Origin of the sequence: Phyllobacterium sp., from assembly GCF_037994425.1 — a bacterium.
In the GTDB taxonomy this organism is placed as follows: domain Bacteria; phylum Pseudomonadota; class Alphaproteobacteria; order Rhizobiales; family Rhizobiaceae; genus Phyllobacterium.
On record NZ_JBBNAM010000155.1, the window covers coordinates 1 to 17,275 of the forward strand.

Genomic DNA, 17,275 nt, shown 5'->3' on the forward strand with positions numbered 1-17,275 from the left:
TGCCCCGACCACGACCACATCAAACTTGTGGTCAACGAACGAATAGGCCTTTCCGGCCGTCTTTTCTGTAGCTGCCATAATGTGGCTCAGCCTCCGAAGCTCAGCTTGAGGATGGCAAAGATGCTGATGACGCCAACCGCCAGCGTGAAGAAGGTGTTGAGCATCAAAAGGACGATCTTCGACCCCTCGCCATGAACATAATCTTCAATGATCACCTGCATGCCGAGTCGCATGTGATATAGGGCGGAAATGATCACCATCAACAGCACCAGCGCAGTCAGCGGGTGCGAAAGGGCTGCTTTTGTCTCCGCATAGCCCGCGCCATGCAGGGAGAGGATCAGTCCGAGGAAAAACAAAAGCAGGGGCACGTTGGCGACGGCTGTCAGCCGCTGCCGCCAGAAATGATCAGTGCCTTCCTTCGCGGATCCCAATCCGCGAACCTTGCCGAGCGGCGTGCGCATATCGCCCATCGTTCCGCCTCCTTGTTCTAGGCTATTGTGAATGCGGCGATCCAGACGAGGATCGTCAGCGTGACCGACAGGATGAGCGAAGCCCAGGCCATCTTGGTGGTGGTTTCCTTGTCGAGACCGCGGCCGGTATCCCAGATCAGATGGCGAATGCCACCGATCATGTGATGAATGAGCGCCCAAGTATAGCCGAGGAGGATCAGGCGACCGATCCAGGAACCGTAGATTGCGTTGACGAAATTGAAGTAGTCCTCGCCGACCGCCGCAGCGATCAGCCACCAGGCAACCAGCAGCGTGCCGATATAGAGCGCCCCTCCAGTGACACGGTGGACGATCGACATGACCATGGTCGGGATCGGCTTGTAGATTTGCAAGTGCGGCGACAGGGGCCTGTTTGCATGAATTGATGTCTTGCTCATGGCGTTTCCAAATTGAGCGCCTCGCCTCGAATGGCGGGCAGGGCCGAAAGGCTGCGAGAGGCAATTTAGAAGGGTTTTAATCCGGTTTTTGCACTGCGTCAAAGCCCTTTCAGCACCCTCATGCTGCGAAATGGCGCCAATAGCAAGCACTTATGCTTTCTTCATAGAATTCAATCGTTTAAACGGGCAAAACTGCCCGAAGATGCGCACCATAAGCTTTATTGTTCAGTGCAAAAAATACCTGAGTGAGTCTCTCAGCTTCAAGGTCAAAACACCCATGCCCATATCCCGGTAGCCTATTTGGGAGGCGACACAGGCTATCGTCTGCGCGACGCACGACACCTGAAAACAACTCCGCGTTGAGGGCAATCCTATTGATTGCCGAAACGAATGATGAAGCTCGTCCAGTCGGCAGGCGCGGCGACCTGTTCGTAGAGCTTGCGACCGTCCTCCGGTATCCGCGGCGCATTGAGCGACAGCTTGGTCCAGCCGCGCTCCTCGGCTTTGTCGGCGAGGACATCGATCAACGCCTTGGCTATGCCTTTGCCGCGGTGATCGTGGTGCACGTAGATATGATCGACCTGCCCGGCGCGCATGCCCGAGACGGGCTCCGGCAGATCGTAGAAGATGACGAAGCCGACGAGCTGGCCGTCAAGGCGCGCTCCGGCGATTTCGGCTGCCCGGTCGCGCAAAAGGTTCTCGGCGTAATAATCGTCCGGACGACGTGGTGCGCCACGCTTCAATGCCTGAGCATAGCTTGCGAGCAGGGGCGCGAACTCGTGGGCATGGCTGAGATGGAGGAGTGAAATGTCGATCGCGTGTTCATCCGTGGTCTTCTTGTTCATGTCAGCTTCCATCCTTTGGTCCGACCGGTCGAGCCAGTTTCATTGTCCGCAAGGATTGGTTGATTTGCCGGGCCCGTCAACCGGCCGACGGTATGAAAATCGATTTGATTAGTTCGGGGCAGATGACAATGGTTAATAAAAGATTAATGCTATTAATCGGGAAGTTCGCCGGAGAGGGATACAGGATGTACTTGAAGCAAAGTGTGATGTTCAATTCGTCGGTTGCATCTGTTGCGATTATGCTTTCGCTGGTTCCGCAGATCGCGGCCGCGAACGATAGCAATGCCGGCAATGCCTACGGTGACGAGTTCGGCAACGTCATCCTTCACGAAGAAGGCGGACCGAAGATCGTCTTCGTCGGTGCTTCAGCGGCAAAATCCGATACGATGGGGCGGGATATTCGTCGGCAGGTTCCGGTCTACAAGCGCGGCAAGGGTCCGGCGGTGATTTCGCCAGTGAGTGACCCTCGTGTAGTCGGCACCGTTCCGCCCCCTAATACCGGCTGTAACAGTCCCATCGTCATTCAGGGTCGTAGCTACATGTACGGTCTCGATTGGAACGAAACGCCGGTCATCGGCCATCCGGGCTGCGAGTAAGGTCTCGCCGCCAAGATTTGATTTGCCTCAATGACGCGCGGCCTGTAAGGGGGCCGCTTCATTGAGGATCACGGTATCCATGGCTCGCAGTTCCGACGGCGCACTCGTCCTTTTCTCAGGCGGACAGGATTCTGCCACGTGTCTCGCCTGGGCCCTCGCGCGCTTTGACAGAGTTGAGACGATAGGTTTTGACTACGGGCAGCGCCACCGGATCGAACTCGAGGTGCGCGGCGCGTTTCGTGCTGCGCTGGTCAGAGAGTTTCCCGAATGGGGTCCGCGCCTCGGTGACGACCATATTCTGGATGCGTCGATTATAGGCGAGCTCGGCGCGACGGCAATGACCGCTGACATCGCGATCGAAATGGCCGACAACGGCCTTCCCAACACGTTCGTGCCCGGTCGCAACCTCCTCTTCTTCACGCTCGCCGGTGCCCTCGCCTATCGCCGCGGTCTGCGCGTCATTGTCGGCGGGATGTGCGAGACCGACTATTCCGGCTACCCGGACTGCCGCGACGACACGCTGAAAGCACAGCAGGTCGCGCTTCGCTGGGTCTCGACCGCCGTGTGACGATCGAGACGCCGCTGATGTGGCTCGACAAGGCGGAGACCTTTGCGCTGGCGAACGAGCTCGGCGGCAAGGCGCTGCTCGATCTGATTGTCGAAACCACGCACACCTGCTATCTCGGCGACCGCTCCACGCGCCACCTATGGGGCTATGGCTGCGGAACCTGCCCCGCATGCGCGATGCGCGCGGCTGGTTGGCAAAAATTCAAGGCGGAGTCGACGTGACCTACGCCGTCAAGGAAATCTACCTGACCCTTCAGGGCGAGGGCAATCACACTGGTCGCGCCGCGGTGTTCATGCGCTTTGCCGGATGCAACCTGTGGTCCGGGCTTGAACGCGACCGGGAAGAAGCGGTCTGTCAGTTTTGCGATACGGACTTCATCGGCGTCGATGGGCCCGGCGGAGGCAAGTTCAAGACTGCAAGCGCCTTGGCCGATACGATGGCGGCCAGGTGGCCAGGCGGTGGCAAGCCCTACGTCATTTGCACTGGCGGTGAACCACTGCTGCAACTCGACGCGACCCTGATCGACGCCTTTCATGCCAGGGGCTTTGAAGTTGGCGTCGAAACCAATGGAACAATTGCTGCCCCCGCAGGCCTTGACTGGATTTGCGTTTCGCCGAAGGCGACTGCGCCCCTGATCCAGACCCGCGGCGACGAGCTCAAGCTCGTCTTTCCGCAGAAGGAGAGCGAGGCGCATCCGTCGCGCTTCGAAGAGCTCTCCTTCGAGCATTTCTATCTACAACCACTTGACGTCATCGGTGATCCGGCGCAAACCGCCGCGCATGTGGCATCTGCAGCGGCCTATTGCCTCGCTCATCCGCTTTGGCGGCTGAGCACGCAGACACATAAATTGATCGGCTTGCCATAAAGGCAAGCCTTTGGCGGGCGCCTGTTTTGCGCCAGAGCTGACCGAGGACACCATGCGAATTTTCATCGACTTCAACTTTGAAGCGGCGCACCATTTGCCGCATTCCTTCCCTGACGGACACATAAACCAGCGACTGCACGGCCACAGTTTTCGTGGACGCATCACGCTCGAGGGACGGCCGGACGCGAAGACCGGGCTGATCACCGATCTCGGCGCGGTCAAGGCCTGTGCCGACAGCGCCCGTGAAGCCCTCGACCATCGCTATCTGAATGAAATCCAGGGGCTCGAGCTGCCCACGCTTGAAACCATTGCCACGTGGCTGTGGCGGCGCATTGCGCCGGAGCTGCCGGCACTCGCACAGGTCGGCATCTACCGCGACAGTTGCGGTGAGGGCTGCGAATACAATGGCGAGTTCGAGGCAAGAAAGGTAGCAGCATGAGCCACTATGCAGAACAAGCGACAATGCTCGGCAAGGACGTCAAGATTCCGCAGCATCCCGATGAGGCCCTGCTTGACGCTGTCCCCAATCCGCAAGCTGGAACGCTCTTTCTCGCGCGCTTTACATGCCCCGAGTTTACGTCGCTTTGCCCGGTCACCGGCCAGCCCGACTTTGGCCATCTGATGATCGACTATGCGCCCGGTGAGTTCCTGCTGGAATCCAAATCCCTGAAGCTGTTTCTGTTCAGCTTTCGCAACCATGGTGCTTTCCACGAGGACTGTACTGTCAGTATTGGCAAGCGCATCGTCGACGCCATCAAGCCGCAATGGCTGCGCATCGGTGGCTACTGGTATCCACGCGGCGGCATTCCGATCGACGTATTCTGGCAGTCGGGACCTGCCCCGGAAGGCCTCTGGTTGCCCGATCAGGGCGTTCAACCTTATCGCGGGCGGGGCTAGCCGATTAGCGTTCACACCGCAAACTGATCCTCGGGTCTGGCCCGGGGATCAGGGAGCGGATTACTTCCATTCGCGGATGTCGACGAAATGACCGGCGATTGCTGCAGCTGCGGCCATTGCCGGAGAAACGAGGTGCGTGCGGCCCTTGAAACCCTGGCGACCCTCGAAATTGCGGTTCGAGGTCGAAGCACAGCGTTCGCCCGGCTTTAGTCTGTCGTCGTTCATGGCAAGGCACATGGAGCAGCCCGGTTCGCGCCAGTCAAATCCGGCGGCCTTGAAGATCTTGTCGAGGCCTTCGGCTTCCGCCTGCTGCTTGACGATGCCCGAGCCTGGTACGATCATCGCGTCGACGTGTTCACTGACCTTGCGCCCTTCAACGACCTTGGCGACCGCGCGCAAATCCTCGATGCGACCATTGGTGCACGAACCGATGAACACGCGATCTAGCTTGATATCGGTGATCGCTGTTCCCGGTTTCAGACCCATATAGTCGAGCGCGCGCCACTTGGAACTGCGCTTCGTCTCATCGGCGATATCGTCCGGATTGGGAACGGCGCCAGTGACAGAGACAACGTCCTCCGGCGATGAACCCCAGGAAACGATGGGCGGCAGTTCGGCGGCGTTGAGCACGACGACCTTATCGAAGTGTGCCCCCTCATCCGTGTTTAGGGTCTTCCAATAGTCGAGAGCCATGTCCCAGGCCTGGCCCTTAGGCGCACGCGGCTTGTCCTTGACGTAAGCAAATGTGGTCTCGTCCGGTGCGATGAGGCCGGCGCGGGCACCACCTTCGATCGACATGTTGCAGATCGTCATACGACCTTCCATGGACAGGTCGCGGATCGCTTCGCCGGCATATTCGATGACGTAGCCCGTACCGCCAGCCGTGCCGATCTCGCCGATGATGGCAAGGATGATATCCTTGGCGGTAACGCCCTCGGGCAGTTTACCGTCAACGCGAACCAGCATGTTCTTGGCCTTCGACTGGATAAGCGTCTGGGTCGCAAGGACGTGCTCGACTTCGGACGTACCGATGCCATGTGCCAGCGCCCCGAAGGCACCATGAGTAGAGGTGTGACTGTCGCCGCACACGATCGTCATGCCCGGCAGGGTGAAGCCCTGTTCCGGTCCAATGATGTGGACGATACCCTGTCGGATGTCTTTCTCGGAATAGTACTCGACGCCGAAATCCGCGGCGTTCTTGGCCAATGCCTCAACCTGGATGCGGCTTTCTTCGTTCTTGATGCCGTTGACCCTGTCGGGTGAGGTCGGAACATTGTGGTCGACCACGGCCAGCGTCTTCTCCGGGTGACGCACCTTGCGCCCGGTCATGCGAAGGCCCTCGAAGGCCTGCGGGCTCGTCACTTCATGGACAAGATGGCGATCAATATAGAGAAGGCATGTGCCGTCTTCCTGCCGATCGACCAGATGGTCATCCCATATCTTGTCATAAAGTGTGCGTGGCGCAGTCATAGCTCTATCCTCGGCACTGTTTTGTGCTTTCCAATTATTTCGTGGACATATGCACTCGAGGTCCAGTTACGTCAAGAAACAAGCGAGAAAAGTAATAATCCGGCGACAATGCGCCGCTCTTGGCCATGGTTCAGCGGCGGTCCGACCGACCGAGCCTTCGTTCCAGCCAGCGTAAGACAAGCGACAGGCTGATGGTCAGGAGGAGATAGATATAGGCCACCACGGAATATGTTTCAAAGAAGCGGAACGAGCCCGAGGCATAGACTTTTCCCATCTGCGTCACGTCGACGACGCCAAGCACCGAAACCAGCGATGAATCCTTCACCATCGATATGAAATCATTGCCGTAAGGTGGGAGGATGGTGCGGATCGCCTGTGGCATGACGATCAGCCGGAATTGCTGCAGCCGTGTAAGGCCAAGCGCCTTCGCTGCTTCTATCTGCCCCTTGTCGACCGCCTGGATGCCTGCCCGGAATATCTCGGCAAGGAACGCTGCATATGCGAGCATCAGCGCGATGATCGCACGCCATAGCAGAGAAAAATCACGCACCAAAGCCGGTTCGATGAGACCAGCGCCTTGCAGGGGGCGTGAAAGGAAGTTCCACAACGCCACCAATGCGGGCGCACCGACAAAGGCAATATAGAACAGCAGGACGAGAAGCGGCACGCCGCGCACGATCTCGACGTAGAAGCGGGCGGCCTGCCTTATGGCCAGATGCTCGGAAAGGCTCATGACCGCGATGGCGAGGCCGACCACCGATGCCAGGAAGAAGGCGAGGAGCGATACCCAGACAGTGATCCAGATACCCTGCGACACCGTCGCGAAAACCTGCCCGTAAATCGGACTGACGAGGATGGCGATGCCGAGAACTATTGCAATCGTCCCGGCGATGACCAACCACCACGGGAAGTCAGGTTTGGTGGTGCGAGGCGGCGCCGGGTTGGTCAACGTGCTGCCGCACGCCTATTGCCCGAGTTTGTAGTCGAGGAACCACTTCTTGTTGAGCGCTTCGAATGTCCCGTCGGCCTTGAGGGCCGCAATCGCAGCATCGACCGGGGCCTTGAGGTCCGAACCCTTGGGGAAGATGAATCCGAAATCCTCGGCTCCAAGCGGCCCTCCGATCAGTTTCAGCGCACCGCCCGAGGCATCGACATAACCCTTGCCGGCCATGCTGTCGGTAAGAACGAGATCGACGTCGCCCGTCTTCAGAGCCTCGATCGTCGCGCCGAAAGTCTCGAAGAGCTTAATGCGCGGATTTTGCTCATTACCGTCGAGCACACTATAGACGGCCACGTAAAAATTGGTCGTCCCGGGCTGGGATCCGATCAACGTGTCCTTCGTATCGGCAAAGCTCTTGGGATCGGTGAAGCGCTTCTCGTCGCTGCGCACCAGCATGAACTGCTCGGACCGCATGTAGGGATCGGAGAAGTCGACCTTCTGCTTGCGCTCGTCATTGATGGTGATGCCGTCCATGCCGATCTGGTACTGGTTATCGGACACGGCCTGGATCATGGCGTCCCAACTCGTGTTGAGATACTCCACCTTGAAGTTCAGCCGCTTGGCGATCTCATTCATCGCATCATATTCCCAGCCGACGGGCTTGCCTGTCTTGGGATCGACGAACTGCAAGGGCGGATAGGCATTTTCGGTCACGACCGCGACCTGCTTCCCGCCTAGATCGGGCAGGTCGGCAGCAGATGCGGAAAACGGCGCGATGGCGAGCATAAGCCCCGCTATCAATGCAGATCGCAAATTCATTTTGGGTCCCCTCATTCGTCATCCTGCGCAACAGATTTCACCTTGGCGCTGGCCCGTCAATCCCGCAAGGGTAGGAATACCATCGAGGGTTTTGCCATCAGAAGGAAATTCGCCCCCGCAAACAAAAAAGGCGGCCCGAAGACCGCCCTTTCCAATTTATGAAGCTTCTGCTTATTCCGCAGCTGGCGCCTTGGCGACAGTGGCTTCCGTAACGGTTTCGGCAGTGCCGGTAGCCGGAACGGCGGTCTTGCCCTTGCGGTTGTCCTTCTTCTCGGCAATGCGGGCAGCCTTGCCGGTCAAGCCACGCAGGTAGTAAAGCTTGGCACGGCGAACCTTGCCGCGGCGAACGAGCTCAACGCCCTCGACGATCGGAGAATAGACCGGGAAAACGCGCTCGACGCCTTCGCCGTAAGAAATCTTGCGAACCGTGAAGTTTTCGTTGAGGCCGGCGCCGCTGCGGGCAATGCAGACGCCTTCATAAGCCTGGACGCGGGTACGCGTACCTTCGGTAACGCGGACGTTTACACGGACCGTGTCGCCGGGCTTGAAATCCGGAAGGGTGCGCTTGGCTTCGATCTTTGCCTTTTGCTCTGCGTCGAGCTGACGAATAATATCCATCGTCTTCATCCTTTGCGTTCTTTTCGAACAGTCAGAGCGCTCGACACTTGCCACGCAGCACGTTTGGCCGCATTTCTATGCCTCTGACGAGGCAGGAGCGAATTCACCATTCATTGATTAATGGACCCGGATTTTCCGGAGTTGGCGGGCAGATACACCATAAAAGGCGGTTTGTCACCTCCAGCCGCTAATCTTTTTGCCCTACTATCGTTTCGCCTTTCTCTCATGAACATCCCAGAGGTCCGGCCGCCGCTCGCGCGTCAAACGTTCCGCCTCGGCACGCCGCCATTTCTCGATCGCGCCGTGATTGCCGGAAAGGAGCACATCTGGGATACGTCTTCCCTCCCATTCCTGCGGCCGCGTATAGTGCGGATGTTCAAGGAGGCCGGTCTCGAAGCTTTCCGTCTCGCCGGACAGCGAATTGCCCATCACGCCGGGCAGGAGCCGCACGATCGCGTCGAGAACGACGATGGCGGCGGTTTCCCCACCAGAGAGGATGTAGTCGCCGATCGATACTTCCTCGAATTGCCGCGCTTCGATAAGCCTTTCATCGACGCCCTCGAAGCGTCCGCACAGGATGATCGCGCCGGGACCCGCTGCAAGGGCGCGCACACGTTCTTGCGTGAGCCGTTTGCCCCGCGGGCTCATGAAAAGCTTCGGCCTGCCATCGGCCACGTGGTCGACAGCGCGTCCGAGAACGTCCGGTTTCATGACCATCCCGGCTCCGCCGCCGGCAGGGGTGTCATCGACCATCCGGTGCTTGTCGGTGGCGAAGTCACGTATTTGCAGCGTTTCAAGTGACCAGGCTCGCTCCTGCAGTGCCTTTCCGGCAAGCGAGATGCCGAGCGGTCCCGGAAACATTTCAGGATAGAGTGTCAGGACCGTTGCGCGGAACGCGTCCTCAGCGGGGATCGTCATGACGGCGACTTTCCGCCGGATCCTCCGCCGAGCTGCCGACGCCGTTCTTCGTCCTCGTTCGCGTCGGGGATAAGCCCGGCCGCCACAGGATCGATGACAATGTGCCCGGCCTTCACATCCACGTGGGGCACTGCCGCTTGTGTGAACGGGATGAGCATGGGACGTTTGCCGCGCATGGTCAGTTCGATAAGATCGCCACCGCCAAAATCGAACATGGCTGAAACCTTACCGTGCTTGTTGCCCTCCGCGTCGATAGCCTCGAGACCGATGAGGTCGGAGTGATAATACTCGTCATCATCGAGATCTTGCGGCAGCTGCGACCGATCGATGAACAGTGTCGTACCGTTCAGCGCTTCCGCCATGTTACGATCATTTACGCCCCGAAACCTCACGACGACCACGGTTTTTGCCGGGCGAATGTCGAGAACTTCAAAGCGCCGCCCGGTTTCATCAAAAAGCATGCCGTAGTCGCCAAGCGCCAATGGATCGCCGGTAAAAGTCTTTACCCTGAGTTCGCCGCGCGTACCGTGGGCCGCGCCAATCACTGCCAATTGCACCGGATCTTTCAACTTTGCCATGACTTTCCGTACTCATTTTCGAGTTGGAGGGATTAACCTTTCTACGGCCAAACGCCAAGTAAAACCAGAAACGAACCGGAAAGGACTCCTGTGGCAATGTCCCGGCGATATATCGAAGGAGCGATGTCATGGGCGCAGTGCCGAAGCCAGCTGAGTTTCTTGTCTCCGCACAGTCGGATCTCGTCGACGCGCGCGAAAATTGGCTGAAGTCGTTGAAGAATACGCGCCGGCTTGCCGCGAATACGCTCGATGCCTATGAACGCGACACACGCCAGTTTTTCCAGTTTCTGACCGGGCATCTTGGTGAACCGCCAGCTCTGAAGGATGTGGCGACACTGCGCATTGCCGACTTGCGCTCTTTTCTGGCGAGGCGGCGTAATGACGGAGCCGGCGCACGCACCCTCGGCCGGGGCCTGGCCGGCATACGCTCATTCCTGCACTTTCTGGAAAAGCAGGGCATGGCTAACGCTGCAGCTTCCATCGCCATCCGTTCGCCGCGTCAGCCCAAATCCCTGCCGAAGCCACTGACGCTGGTCGATGCACGGCGGGTGGTGGAGAAAGGCGAGCAGCTCAACGAGGAACCATGGATTGCCGCGCGCAATGCTGCCGTGCTGACGCTGCTTTATGGTTGCGGCTTGCGCATTTCCGAAGCGCTCGGCCTCGATGGCGGTGCTTTGGTTGATCCCGATGCACGATCCATTCCTATCACCGGCAAGGGCGCCAAGACCCGAATGGTGCCGCTTCTGCCCGTCGTGCATCGTGCCGTTGCGGAATATCGCAGGCTTTGCCCCTATGATCTCGAAGAGGGAACGCCCCTGTTCCGTGGCGCCCGCGGCGGCGAACTTCATCCTGCCATTATCCAGCGAGACATGCAGAAGATGCGGAGCGCCCTTGGATTGCCTGATACGGCGACGCCGCACGCCTTGCGCCATTCCTTTGCAACCCATCTTCTCGGTCGCGGGGGAGATTTGCGGACCATTCAGGAGTTGCTCGGGCACGCCAGCCTGTCGACCACCCAGGTCTATACGGGCGTCGATAGCGAGCGGCTCCTGGAAATCTACGAAAAGGCGCACCCGCGCGCCTGAAATGCCAATCCTTCATATTGGAGACAATTTGCGGGTGGAGATTAACGCTTTCTGCGCTGGCTCATGGGTAAAAGACAAGCATGGATAATCAGGATAGTCTCGTCATTATCGATCGCATCGCCGATCGCCTGCTTCGGTTCCTAGCGGCGCTGAGCTGGCTCGTGCTGGCATCGTTTTTTGTCGTCGCCCTTGGCGCGGTGCGCGCGGACGCGGAAGATTTGAACTGCGGCGGCCATGATCTGATAGCCGAAATGGCAAAATCAGACCCCGCCAAACTTGGGGCCCTCCGCCAGGAGGCTGCTACGACGGAAAACGGTAAGGGCCTGTTGTGGAAACTCGAAAAGCCCGGCGTGAAGCCATCCTATTTGTTTGGCACGATGCATCTTACCGATCCGCGTGTGCTGAAACTCTCCGATGCGGCGGAAGCTGCCTACAAGGGTGCCGACACAGTCGTCATCGAAACCGACGAAGTGCTTGATCCTAAGGCGCCGATGAAAATTCTCGCCGAAGCGCCTGAGCTGATGATGTTCACTGATACGACCACTCTCGACAAGCTCATTCCGAAGGACAAGGTGGATATCGTCAAGTCGGCGCTTCAGGAGCGCGGCATTTCGCTTTCAGCGGTCAACCGCATGCAGCCATGGATGCTGACAAGCATGCTGGCCATGCCGGCGTGCGAACTCGCCCGCACGAAGGGCGGAACGGCCTTTCTCGATATCAAGCTGGCACAGGAAGCGCGGGCGGCTGGTAAGAAGATAGCTGGGCTCGAGACCATGAAGGACCAGCTCAGCGCCATGGCTTCACTGCCCACGCAGTTTCATATTGACGGACTGATGGAAACGCTTGCCCTCGGGCCAAGCCTCGCCGATGTTTTCGAGACGATGACGGTACTCTATAGGAATGGCGATATTAGCATGATCTTCCCGCTTATGCGCTCGGTCTCGCCCGATGGTGTCGAAACCGGCGGGAACTATGCGGCATTTGAGGAAACGATGGTCAACGCGCGCAATCGTGTCATGGCTGATCGGGCTTCCAGCCTCATTGATCAGGGCAATGCCTTCATTGCAGTAGGAGCCCTTCACCTTCCAGGCAACGAAGGGCTCGTCTCACTGCTCCGAAGCAAGGGCTACGAGGTTACCGCGGAATAACGGTTAATCAGCCCGTAAAGACGCGTGCAACGCAGCGTGAAGAGCGCCCGTTTTGGAACCTATTGCAAAAACAACCGTTTCCTTTTCGTTGGACGCAATGGAACGTCATGGAGGATACGAAATGACATATGATCCAAACCTGCAACAACGGCCAATGGATACGGAATCATTGAGCTCGCGAGCAACCGCAAAGTCGGGTTCCGGCGGGTTTCTCATCGCAGGTATTCTGATCGCCGCACTGATTATCGGTGGCTATTTCTATCTTAACGGCGGCAGTAGCGAGATGAGTACTCCGACGCCGACTGCGCCAACGACGACCGCTCCGGAACCGGCCAAGCCTGAGCCGCCGGCCGCTATGGCACCGGCAACGCCAGCCCCGGCCCCTGCCGAGCCTTCGACCGCCCCGTCGACGACCCCGGCACCAACCACTCCGGCGCCAGCTCAATAAGGCGATTTTGAATCAAACAAAAAAGGCCCGAGCATTCGGGCCTTTTTCGTGTGTAATTTTACGCCTATCACATATGAATTGCCTTGGCGAAAGTCGCAAGCGCTGCTTCGCGCACGGCCTCCGACATGGTCGGATGGGCGTGAGTCGTGCGTGCCAAATCTTCCGAAGATCCGCCGAATTCCATGAGCACAGTCCCTTCGTGGATCATCTCTCCGGCGCCATAGCCGAGGATGTGCACGCCGAGTACCCGGTCGCTCGCCTTATCGGCCAGAATTTTGACGAAACCATCAGTGTGCAACATGGCGCGGGCGCGTCCATTGGCGGTGAAAGGGAATTTGCCCACTTTATAATCGACGCCCGCTGCCTTCAATTCTTCTTCGGTCTTGCCGACCGAGGCGACTTCAGGCTGTGTGTAAACAACGCTCGGGATCGCGTCATAATTCACGTGGCCCGCCTGCCCTGCCAGGATTTCTGCGACGGCAATGCCTTCGTCCTCGGCCTTGTGCGCCAGCATTGGCCCGGCGACCACATCGCCGATCGCATAGATGCCCGGAACGTTCGTCTGCCAATGGTCGTTGATCGCGACACGGCCACGCTCGACGGCAATGCCCGCTTCTTCCAGACCGAGGGCGTCGGTGTAGGGCCGGCGTCCGGTGGAGACGAGCACCACATCGGCTTCCAGCGTCTGGGGGTCACCGCCCTTGACCGGCTCGAATTCGATCTTCGCACCCTTTCCGGACTTCTCGACACCCGTGACCTTGGCGCCCATCTTGAACTCGATGCCCTGCTTTTCCAGCATGCGCTGGAACTGCTTCGACACTTCACCGTCCATGGGGCCAAGAATTTTGTCGAGATACTCGACGACAGTCACTTTCGAGCCTAGCCGGCTCCATACCGAACCGAGTTCGAGGCCGATCACCCCGCCGCCGACGACGATCAAGGTTTCGGGGACTTTCTGGAATTCGAGCGCGCCCGTCGATGAAACAATGACCTTCTCGTCGAACTCGACATCGACGCCCGGAATACCTGCGACATCGGAGCCGGTAGCAATCACGATATTCTTCGTCTCAATTTCCTGGACGGTGCCGTCGTCGGCCGTCACCGAGACTTTGCCGGCACCAACGATCTTGCCAGTACCCATGAAGGCATCGATCTTGTTCTTCTTGAACAGGAAGGCGACACCGTTGACATTTGCCTCCACCGTCGCATCCTTGTGCGCCAGCATGGCCGGTAAATTGAGCTTGGGCGTGCCAACATCGACGCCAAGCGTCGCATGGGAATGGCCGGCCTCATGGAACACTTCGGAAGCATGCAGCATCGCCTTGGAGGGGATGCAGCCAATATTCAGGCAGGTACCGCCAAACGTGGCGCGCTTCTCGATCACCGCGGTCTTCAAGCCAAGCTGCGCGGCCTTGATCGCGCACACATAGCCACCTGGACCTGTTCCGATGACGACGACATCATATGCCATAACTCAATCCTTCTCTTGTGACGCGATGCGCGATTTTTTGCCCCGAAGATTACTGCTCGGGCACGCATTCCTTGAAACGGAAGACTTCCCACGGAAATGCTTCGATGGGCTTGTCGAGTTTGAAATTGTAGCTGCTCATTGCGCTGGAGAAATCCGGCAGCAGCAACGCCTGGGCGGCGGGTTCCTTGGCCCTGGGCAGAAGATCGGCATCGGCTCCTTCGGTCAACGCGTAGACGACACCCTGCCAAACCGTGCATGCCTCGAGTTCTTCGTCCGTGGTACCACGAGCAGCACACTTGTACGTAACAGTAGCGTTTGGCCGGGCAACGCCCTCGCTCCATGCAACGACGCCGTCAAGCTTGAGATCGCTCTCGTTCATCTGGATCGAAAATTCATTGGCGGCGGCAGGCGCATCCTCGGGGACGCGTTTGAAGGTCAGTGTATAATCGTCGTCCCTGTCGGTATAGACGGCACGGTCTTGCGTGCAAGCGGCAAATGCCGGCGTGGCGAGCAACGAGACGCTCGTCGCGAGGATCGCGGCCAGATGCAGGTAACGGGAACGTGTGAACGACGCCATCAATCGTTCTAGCTCGCCTGCTGGGATGCGAGCTTGATGCCGAGCCCAATGAAGACCAATCCGGTCACACGATTTAACCACTGGCCCCAGGCGACAAAGCGTTCGCGGACGGATTGCATCGTGAAGAAGACCGAAACCGCGATGAACCAGGAAATCAGCGCCGCCGACATGACAACCCCATAGCCAGCCTGGATCAGGATCGGTGTTTCGTGACTGACGAGCGCCGAGAAAAGCGACAGGAAGAATAGCACCGCCTTCGGATTAAGCGCGTTCGTCACGAAGCCCATGAGGAAGCAGCGAACTGCCGATAGCTTGGCTGGCTCCCTTTCGGTAAACTCGGAAGAGGCGTCCGGCTTTGGTGCACGCAGGGCCTTGACGCCGAGGTAGAGAAGATAGGCTGCGCCTGCCCATTTGATCAGACTGAACAGCAGTAGGGATTTGGATACGATCAGACCAAGACCGAGGACGGTATAGCTGATATGAAACAGCAGTGACGCGCCGATGCCGAAACTCGTGATGATGGCGGCGCGTCGCCCGTGAACAATGCTCTGGCGAACGACGAGCGCAAAATCCGCGCCCGGCGAAATGGCCATGATCGAAAACACCGCCATCAGGCCGAGAAGTTCATAGAAATAGTGCGGCATGCTCATTCTCCGGCCGCAGGACCGTCAACGACGATCCCGCTTGGTTGAATATTGGCACTAAAGGTCGAGGACGAGACGCTCCGGATCCTCGAGGGTCTCCTTGACGCGGACGAGGAACGTAACCGCCTCCTTACCATCGACGATGCGGTGATCATAGCTCAGCGCGAGATACATCATCGGGCGGATGACGATCTGGCCACCGACGACGACCGGACGTTCCTGGATTTTGTGCATACCAAGAATGCCCGATTGCGGCGCATTGAGGATCGGCGAGGACATAAGCGATCCGTAGACGCCACCATTCGAAATGGTGAAGGTGCCGCCCTGCATGTCGGCCATCGACAGCGCCCCGTCACGGGCAGCCTTGCCGAGGCGGCCGATTTCCTTCTCGATCTCGGCGATCGACATCTGGTCGGCGTTGCGCACCACAGGCACGACCAGGCCCTTGTCCGTGCCGACGGCGACGCCGACATGAGCGAAGTTCTTGTAGATGATGTCAGTGCCATCGATCTCAGCATTGACTGCTGGAATCTCTTTCAGCGCGTGAGTCACAGCCTTGGTGAAGAAGCCCATGAAGCCGAGCTTGACCCCATGCTTCTTCTCGAAGATTTCCTTGTAACGATTGCGCAGGTCCATGACCGCCGACATGTCCACCTCGTTATAGGTAGTCAGCATGGCAGCAGTGCTCTGCGCATCCTTGAGGCGCTTGGCAATCGTTTGGCGCAGACGCGTCATCTTCACGCGTTCTTCGCGCGATTCGTCATCGGCTGGCGAAGCAGGCCGTGCAACAACCTTCGGCGCCTCCGCTGCAGGCTGTGCCGGAATACCCTTGGCAACAGCGTCGAGCACATCGCCCTTCAGCACCTGGCCGCGTTTGCCGGAACCTTCGACCTGCGAAACCGCAACGCCCTTTTCGGCGAGAAGCTTCGAGGCAGCAGGAGACGCCGGCATTTCGCTTGGACGGCGTTCGGCAATCGGCGGTTCACCGGCAACTTCGGCCGTCTTCCTGGCGGCTTCTGCGGTGGATGCAGCCGCGCCCGCGCCCGAAGCCTGGGCCACGGCCTCAGGCTTAGGCTCTTCCTTCTTGGCGGCAGGGGCAGCGGCTGCGCCGTCGCCGGAACCGATCGTGCCCAACAGCGCGCCCACTTCGACGGTATCGCCTTCCTTGGCCGCGATTTCAGCCAGCGCGCCGGCGGCGGCCGCCGGCACTTCAATCGTCACCTTGTCAGTCTCGAGTTCTACGAGGGGCTCGTCAACGGCAATCGCGTCGCCGACTTTCTTGAACCATTTGCCAATGGTTGCTTCGGTAACGGATTCGCCCAGCGTTGGGACGCGGATTTCGGTTGCCATGTGTTCGCTCTTCCGTTGATCGTCAGTTTAATCAGGAACCCAGAGCATCTTCGAGGAATGCTTCGAGCTGTGCAAGGTGTTTGGACATCAGTCCGGTGGCCGTCGAGGCGGCCGCAGGACGGCCGGTGTAGCGCACGCGCTGATGTTTGGCATCGATGTGCGCTAGGACCCATTCGAGGTAAGGATCGATGAATGACCACGCACCCATGTTCTTCGGCTCTTCCTGGCACCAGACCATTTCCGCGTTGCGGAAGCGGGAAAGTTCGGTGATCAGGGCCTTGGCTGGGAACGGGTATAGCTGTTCGACGCGCAGCAGGTAGACATCGTCGATGCCGCGCTTTTCGCGCTCTTCGTAAAGGTCGTAGTAGACCTTACCCGAGCACAGGACGACGCGACGGATCTTCGAGTCCTTCTGCAACTTGATCGGCTGATCCTTGAGCAACTGGGCATCGTCCCACAGCAAGCGATGGAACGAGGATTCTCCCGTGAAATCGCCGATCGACGAAACAGCCCGCTTGTGGCGCAGCAGCGACTTCGGCGTCATGAGAATTA

20 protein-coding genes and 2 pseudogenes are annotated in these 17,275 nt (G+C 58.7%); 8 read left to right on the forward strand and 14 right to left on the reverse strand.

Annotated elements, in window-relative coordinates; genetic code table 11:
• Positions 1–86 precede the first annotated feature (86 nt).
• From sdhD to AAAB35_RS11180, 3 genes are all read right to left on the reverse strand, one after another.
• Positions 87–470: a succinate dehydrogenase, hydrophobic membrane anchor protein gene (gene sdhD / locus AAAB35_RS11170; RefSeq protein ID WP_340668354.1), complete on the reverse strand. Its 384-nt coding sequence runs from the start codon at positions 468–470 to the stop codon at positions 87–89.
• A 17-nt stretch (positions 471–487) separates the two neighbouring features.
• Entirely contained in the window at positions 488–886 is a 399-nt protein-coding gene (sdhC, locus tag AAAB35_RS11175) for a succinate dehydrogenase, cytochrome b556 subunit (RefSeq protein WP_340668355.1), read from the reverse strand.
• A 371-nt stretch (positions 887–1,257) separates the two neighbouring features.
• Entirely contained in the window at positions 1,258–1,731 is a 474-nt protein-coding gene (locus AAAB35_RS11180) for a GNAT family N-acetyltransferase (protein WP_340668356.1), read from the reverse strand.
• Between the two features lie 206 nt (positions 1,732–1,937).
• On the opposite strand from AAAB35_RS11180, the gene AAAB35_RS11185 reads away from it, so the two are divergent.
• The 5 genes and pseudogenes from AAAB35_RS11185 to queF all read left to right on the forward strand — a co-directional run bounded on the left by AAAB35_RS11185 (position 1,938) and on the right by queF (position 4,657).
• Positions 1,938–2,327: a hypothetical protein gene (locus AAAB35_RS11185; protein ID WP_340668357.1), complete on the forward strand. Its 390-nt coding sequence runs from the start codon at positions 1,938–1,940 to the stop codon at positions 2,325–2,327.
• 79 nt (positions 2,328–2,406) lie between these two features.
• A pseudogene (queC, locus tag AAAB35_RS11190) lies at positions 2,407–3,116 on the forward strand (7-cyano-7-deazaguanine synthase QueC).
• Positions 3,113–3,760 (forward strand): 7-carboxy-7-deazaguanine synthase, encoded by a 648-nt coding sequence (gene queE / locus AAAB35_RS11195; protein WP_340668358.1) that lies wholly within the window; start codon positions 3,113–3,115, stop codon positions 3,758–3,760. The pseudogene queC and the gene queE overlap by 4 nt, the downstream one beginning before the upstream one ends.
• Positions 3,761–3,770: 10 nt before the next feature.
• Positions 3,771–4,199, forward strand: coding sequence for a 6-carboxytetrahydropterin synthase (locus tag AAAB35_RS11200; protein ID WP_340668359.1), 429 nt, complete (start codon positions 3,771–3,773; stop codon positions 4,197–4,199).
• Complete coding sequence (gene queF / locus AAAB35_RS11205) at positions 4,196–4,657, forward strand: preQ(1) synthase (RefSeq protein WP_340668360.1); 462 nt, start codon at positions 4,196–4,198, stop codon at positions 4,655–4,657. The genes AAAB35_RS11200 and queF overlap by 4 nt, the downstream gene beginning before the upstream one ends.
• A gap of 60 nt (positions 4,658–4,717) precedes the next feature.
• Here the strand turns inward: queF and leuC are convergent, their stop codons facing one another.
• From leuC to rimM, 6 genes are all read right to left on the reverse strand, one after another.
• Positions 4,718–6,127: a 3-isopropylmalate dehydratase large subunit gene (gene leuC, locus AAAB35_RS11210; RefSeq protein ID WP_340668362.1), complete on the reverse strand. Its 1,410-nt coding sequence runs from the start codon at positions 6,125–6,127 to the stop codon at positions 4,718–4,720.
• Between the two features lie 130 nt (positions 6,128–6,257).
• Entirely contained in the window at positions 6,258–7,076 is an 819-nt protein-coding gene (locus AAAB35_RS11215) for an amino acid ABC transporter permease (protein WP_340668363.1), read from the reverse strand.
• A gap of 15 nt (positions 7,077–7,091) precedes the next feature.
• Positions 7,092–7,886, reverse strand: a complete 795-nt coding sequence (locus AAAB35_RS11220) for a transporter substrate-binding domain-containing protein (protein WP_340668364.1) — start codon at positions 7,884–7,886, stop codon at positions 7,092–7,094.
• A 171-nt stretch (positions 7,887–8,057) separates the two neighbouring features.
• Positions 8,058–8,504: a 50S ribosomal protein L19 gene (gene rplS / locus AAAB35_RS11225; RefSeq protein WP_340668365.1), complete on the reverse strand. Its 447-nt coding sequence runs from the start codon at positions 8,502–8,504 to the stop codon at positions 8,058–8,060.
• Between the two features lie 204 nt (positions 8,505–8,708).
• Positions 8,709–9,422: a tRNA (guanosine(37)-N1)-methyltransferase TrmD gene (gene trmD, locus AAAB35_RS11230; protein WP_340668366.1), complete on the reverse strand. Its 714-nt coding sequence runs from the start codon at positions 9,420–9,422 to the stop codon at positions 8,709–8,711.
• The gene (rimM, locus tag AAAB35_RS11235) at positions 9,419–10,000 is read right to left on the reverse strand and encodes a ribosome maturation factor RimM (protein WP_340668367.1); all 582 of its coding nucleotides are present in this window, start codon (positions 9,998–10,000) and stop codon (positions 9,419–9,421) included. The genes trmD and rimM overlap by 4 nt, the downstream gene beginning before the upstream one ends.
• 137 nt (positions 10,001–10,137) lie before the next feature.
• Between rimM and AAAB35_RS11240 the strand changes: the two genes are divergently transcribed.
• The 3 genes from AAAB35_RS11240 to AAAB35_RS11250 all read left to right on the forward strand — a co-directional run bounded on the left by AAAB35_RS11240 (position 10,138) and on the right by AAAB35_RS11250 (position 12,681).
• Positions 10,138–11,085, forward strand: coding sequence for a tyrosine recombinase XerC (locus tag AAAB35_RS11240; protein ID WP_340668376.1), 948 nt, complete (start codon positions 10,138–10,140; stop codon positions 11,083–11,085).
• An 80-nt stretch (positions 11,086–11,165) separates the two neighbouring features.
• Positions 11,166–12,233, forward strand: coding sequence for a TraB/GumN family protein (locus AAAB35_RS11245; protein WP_340668368.1), 1,068 nt, complete (start codon positions 11,166–11,168; stop codon positions 12,231–12,233).
• 121 nt (positions 12,234–12,354) lie between these two features.
• Positions 12,355–12,681: a hypothetical protein gene (locus AAAB35_RS11250; protein WP_340668369.1), complete on the forward strand. Its 327-nt coding sequence runs from the start codon at positions 12,355–12,357 to the stop codon at positions 12,679–12,681.
• Between the two features lie 67 nt (positions 12,682–12,748).
• Here the strand turns inward: AAAB35_RS11250 and lpdA are convergent, their stop codons facing one another.
• From lpdA to sucA, 5 genes and pseudogenes are all read right to left on the reverse strand, one after another.
• The gene (gene lpdA / locus AAAB35_RS11255; protein ID WP_340668370.1) at positions 12,749–14,152 is read right to left on the reverse strand and encodes a dihydrolipoyl dehydrogenase; all 1,404 of its coding nucleotides are present in this window, start codon (positions 14,150–14,152) and stop codon (positions 12,749–12,751) included.
• A 49-nt stretch (positions 14,153–14,201) separates the two neighbouring features.
• Positions 14,202–14,729, reverse strand: a complete 528-nt coding sequence (locus tag AAAB35_RS11260; RefSeq protein WP_340668371.1) for a hypothetical protein — start codon at positions 14,727–14,729, stop codon at positions 14,202–14,204.
• A gap of 8 nt (positions 14,730–14,737) precedes the next feature.
• On the reverse strand, positions 14,738–15,373 hold the full coding sequence (locus AAAB35_RS11265; protein WP_340668373.1) for a LysE family transporter: 636 nt from the start codon (positions 15,371–15,373) through the stop codon (positions 14,738–14,740).
• 57 nt (positions 15,374–15,430) lie between these two features.
• On the reverse strand, positions 15,431–16,723 hold the full coding sequence (odhB, locus tag AAAB35_RS11270) for a 2-oxoglutarate dehydrogenase complex dihydrolipoyllysine-residue succinyltransferase (protein ID WP_340668375.1): 1,293 nt from the start codon (positions 16,721–16,723) through the stop codon (positions 15,431–15,433).
• Positions 16,724–16,754: 31 nt separating this feature from the next.
• Positions 16,755–17,275, reverse strand: a pseudogene (sucA, locus tag AAAB35_RS11275) (2-oxoglutarate dehydrogenase E1 component); the annotation flags it as partial.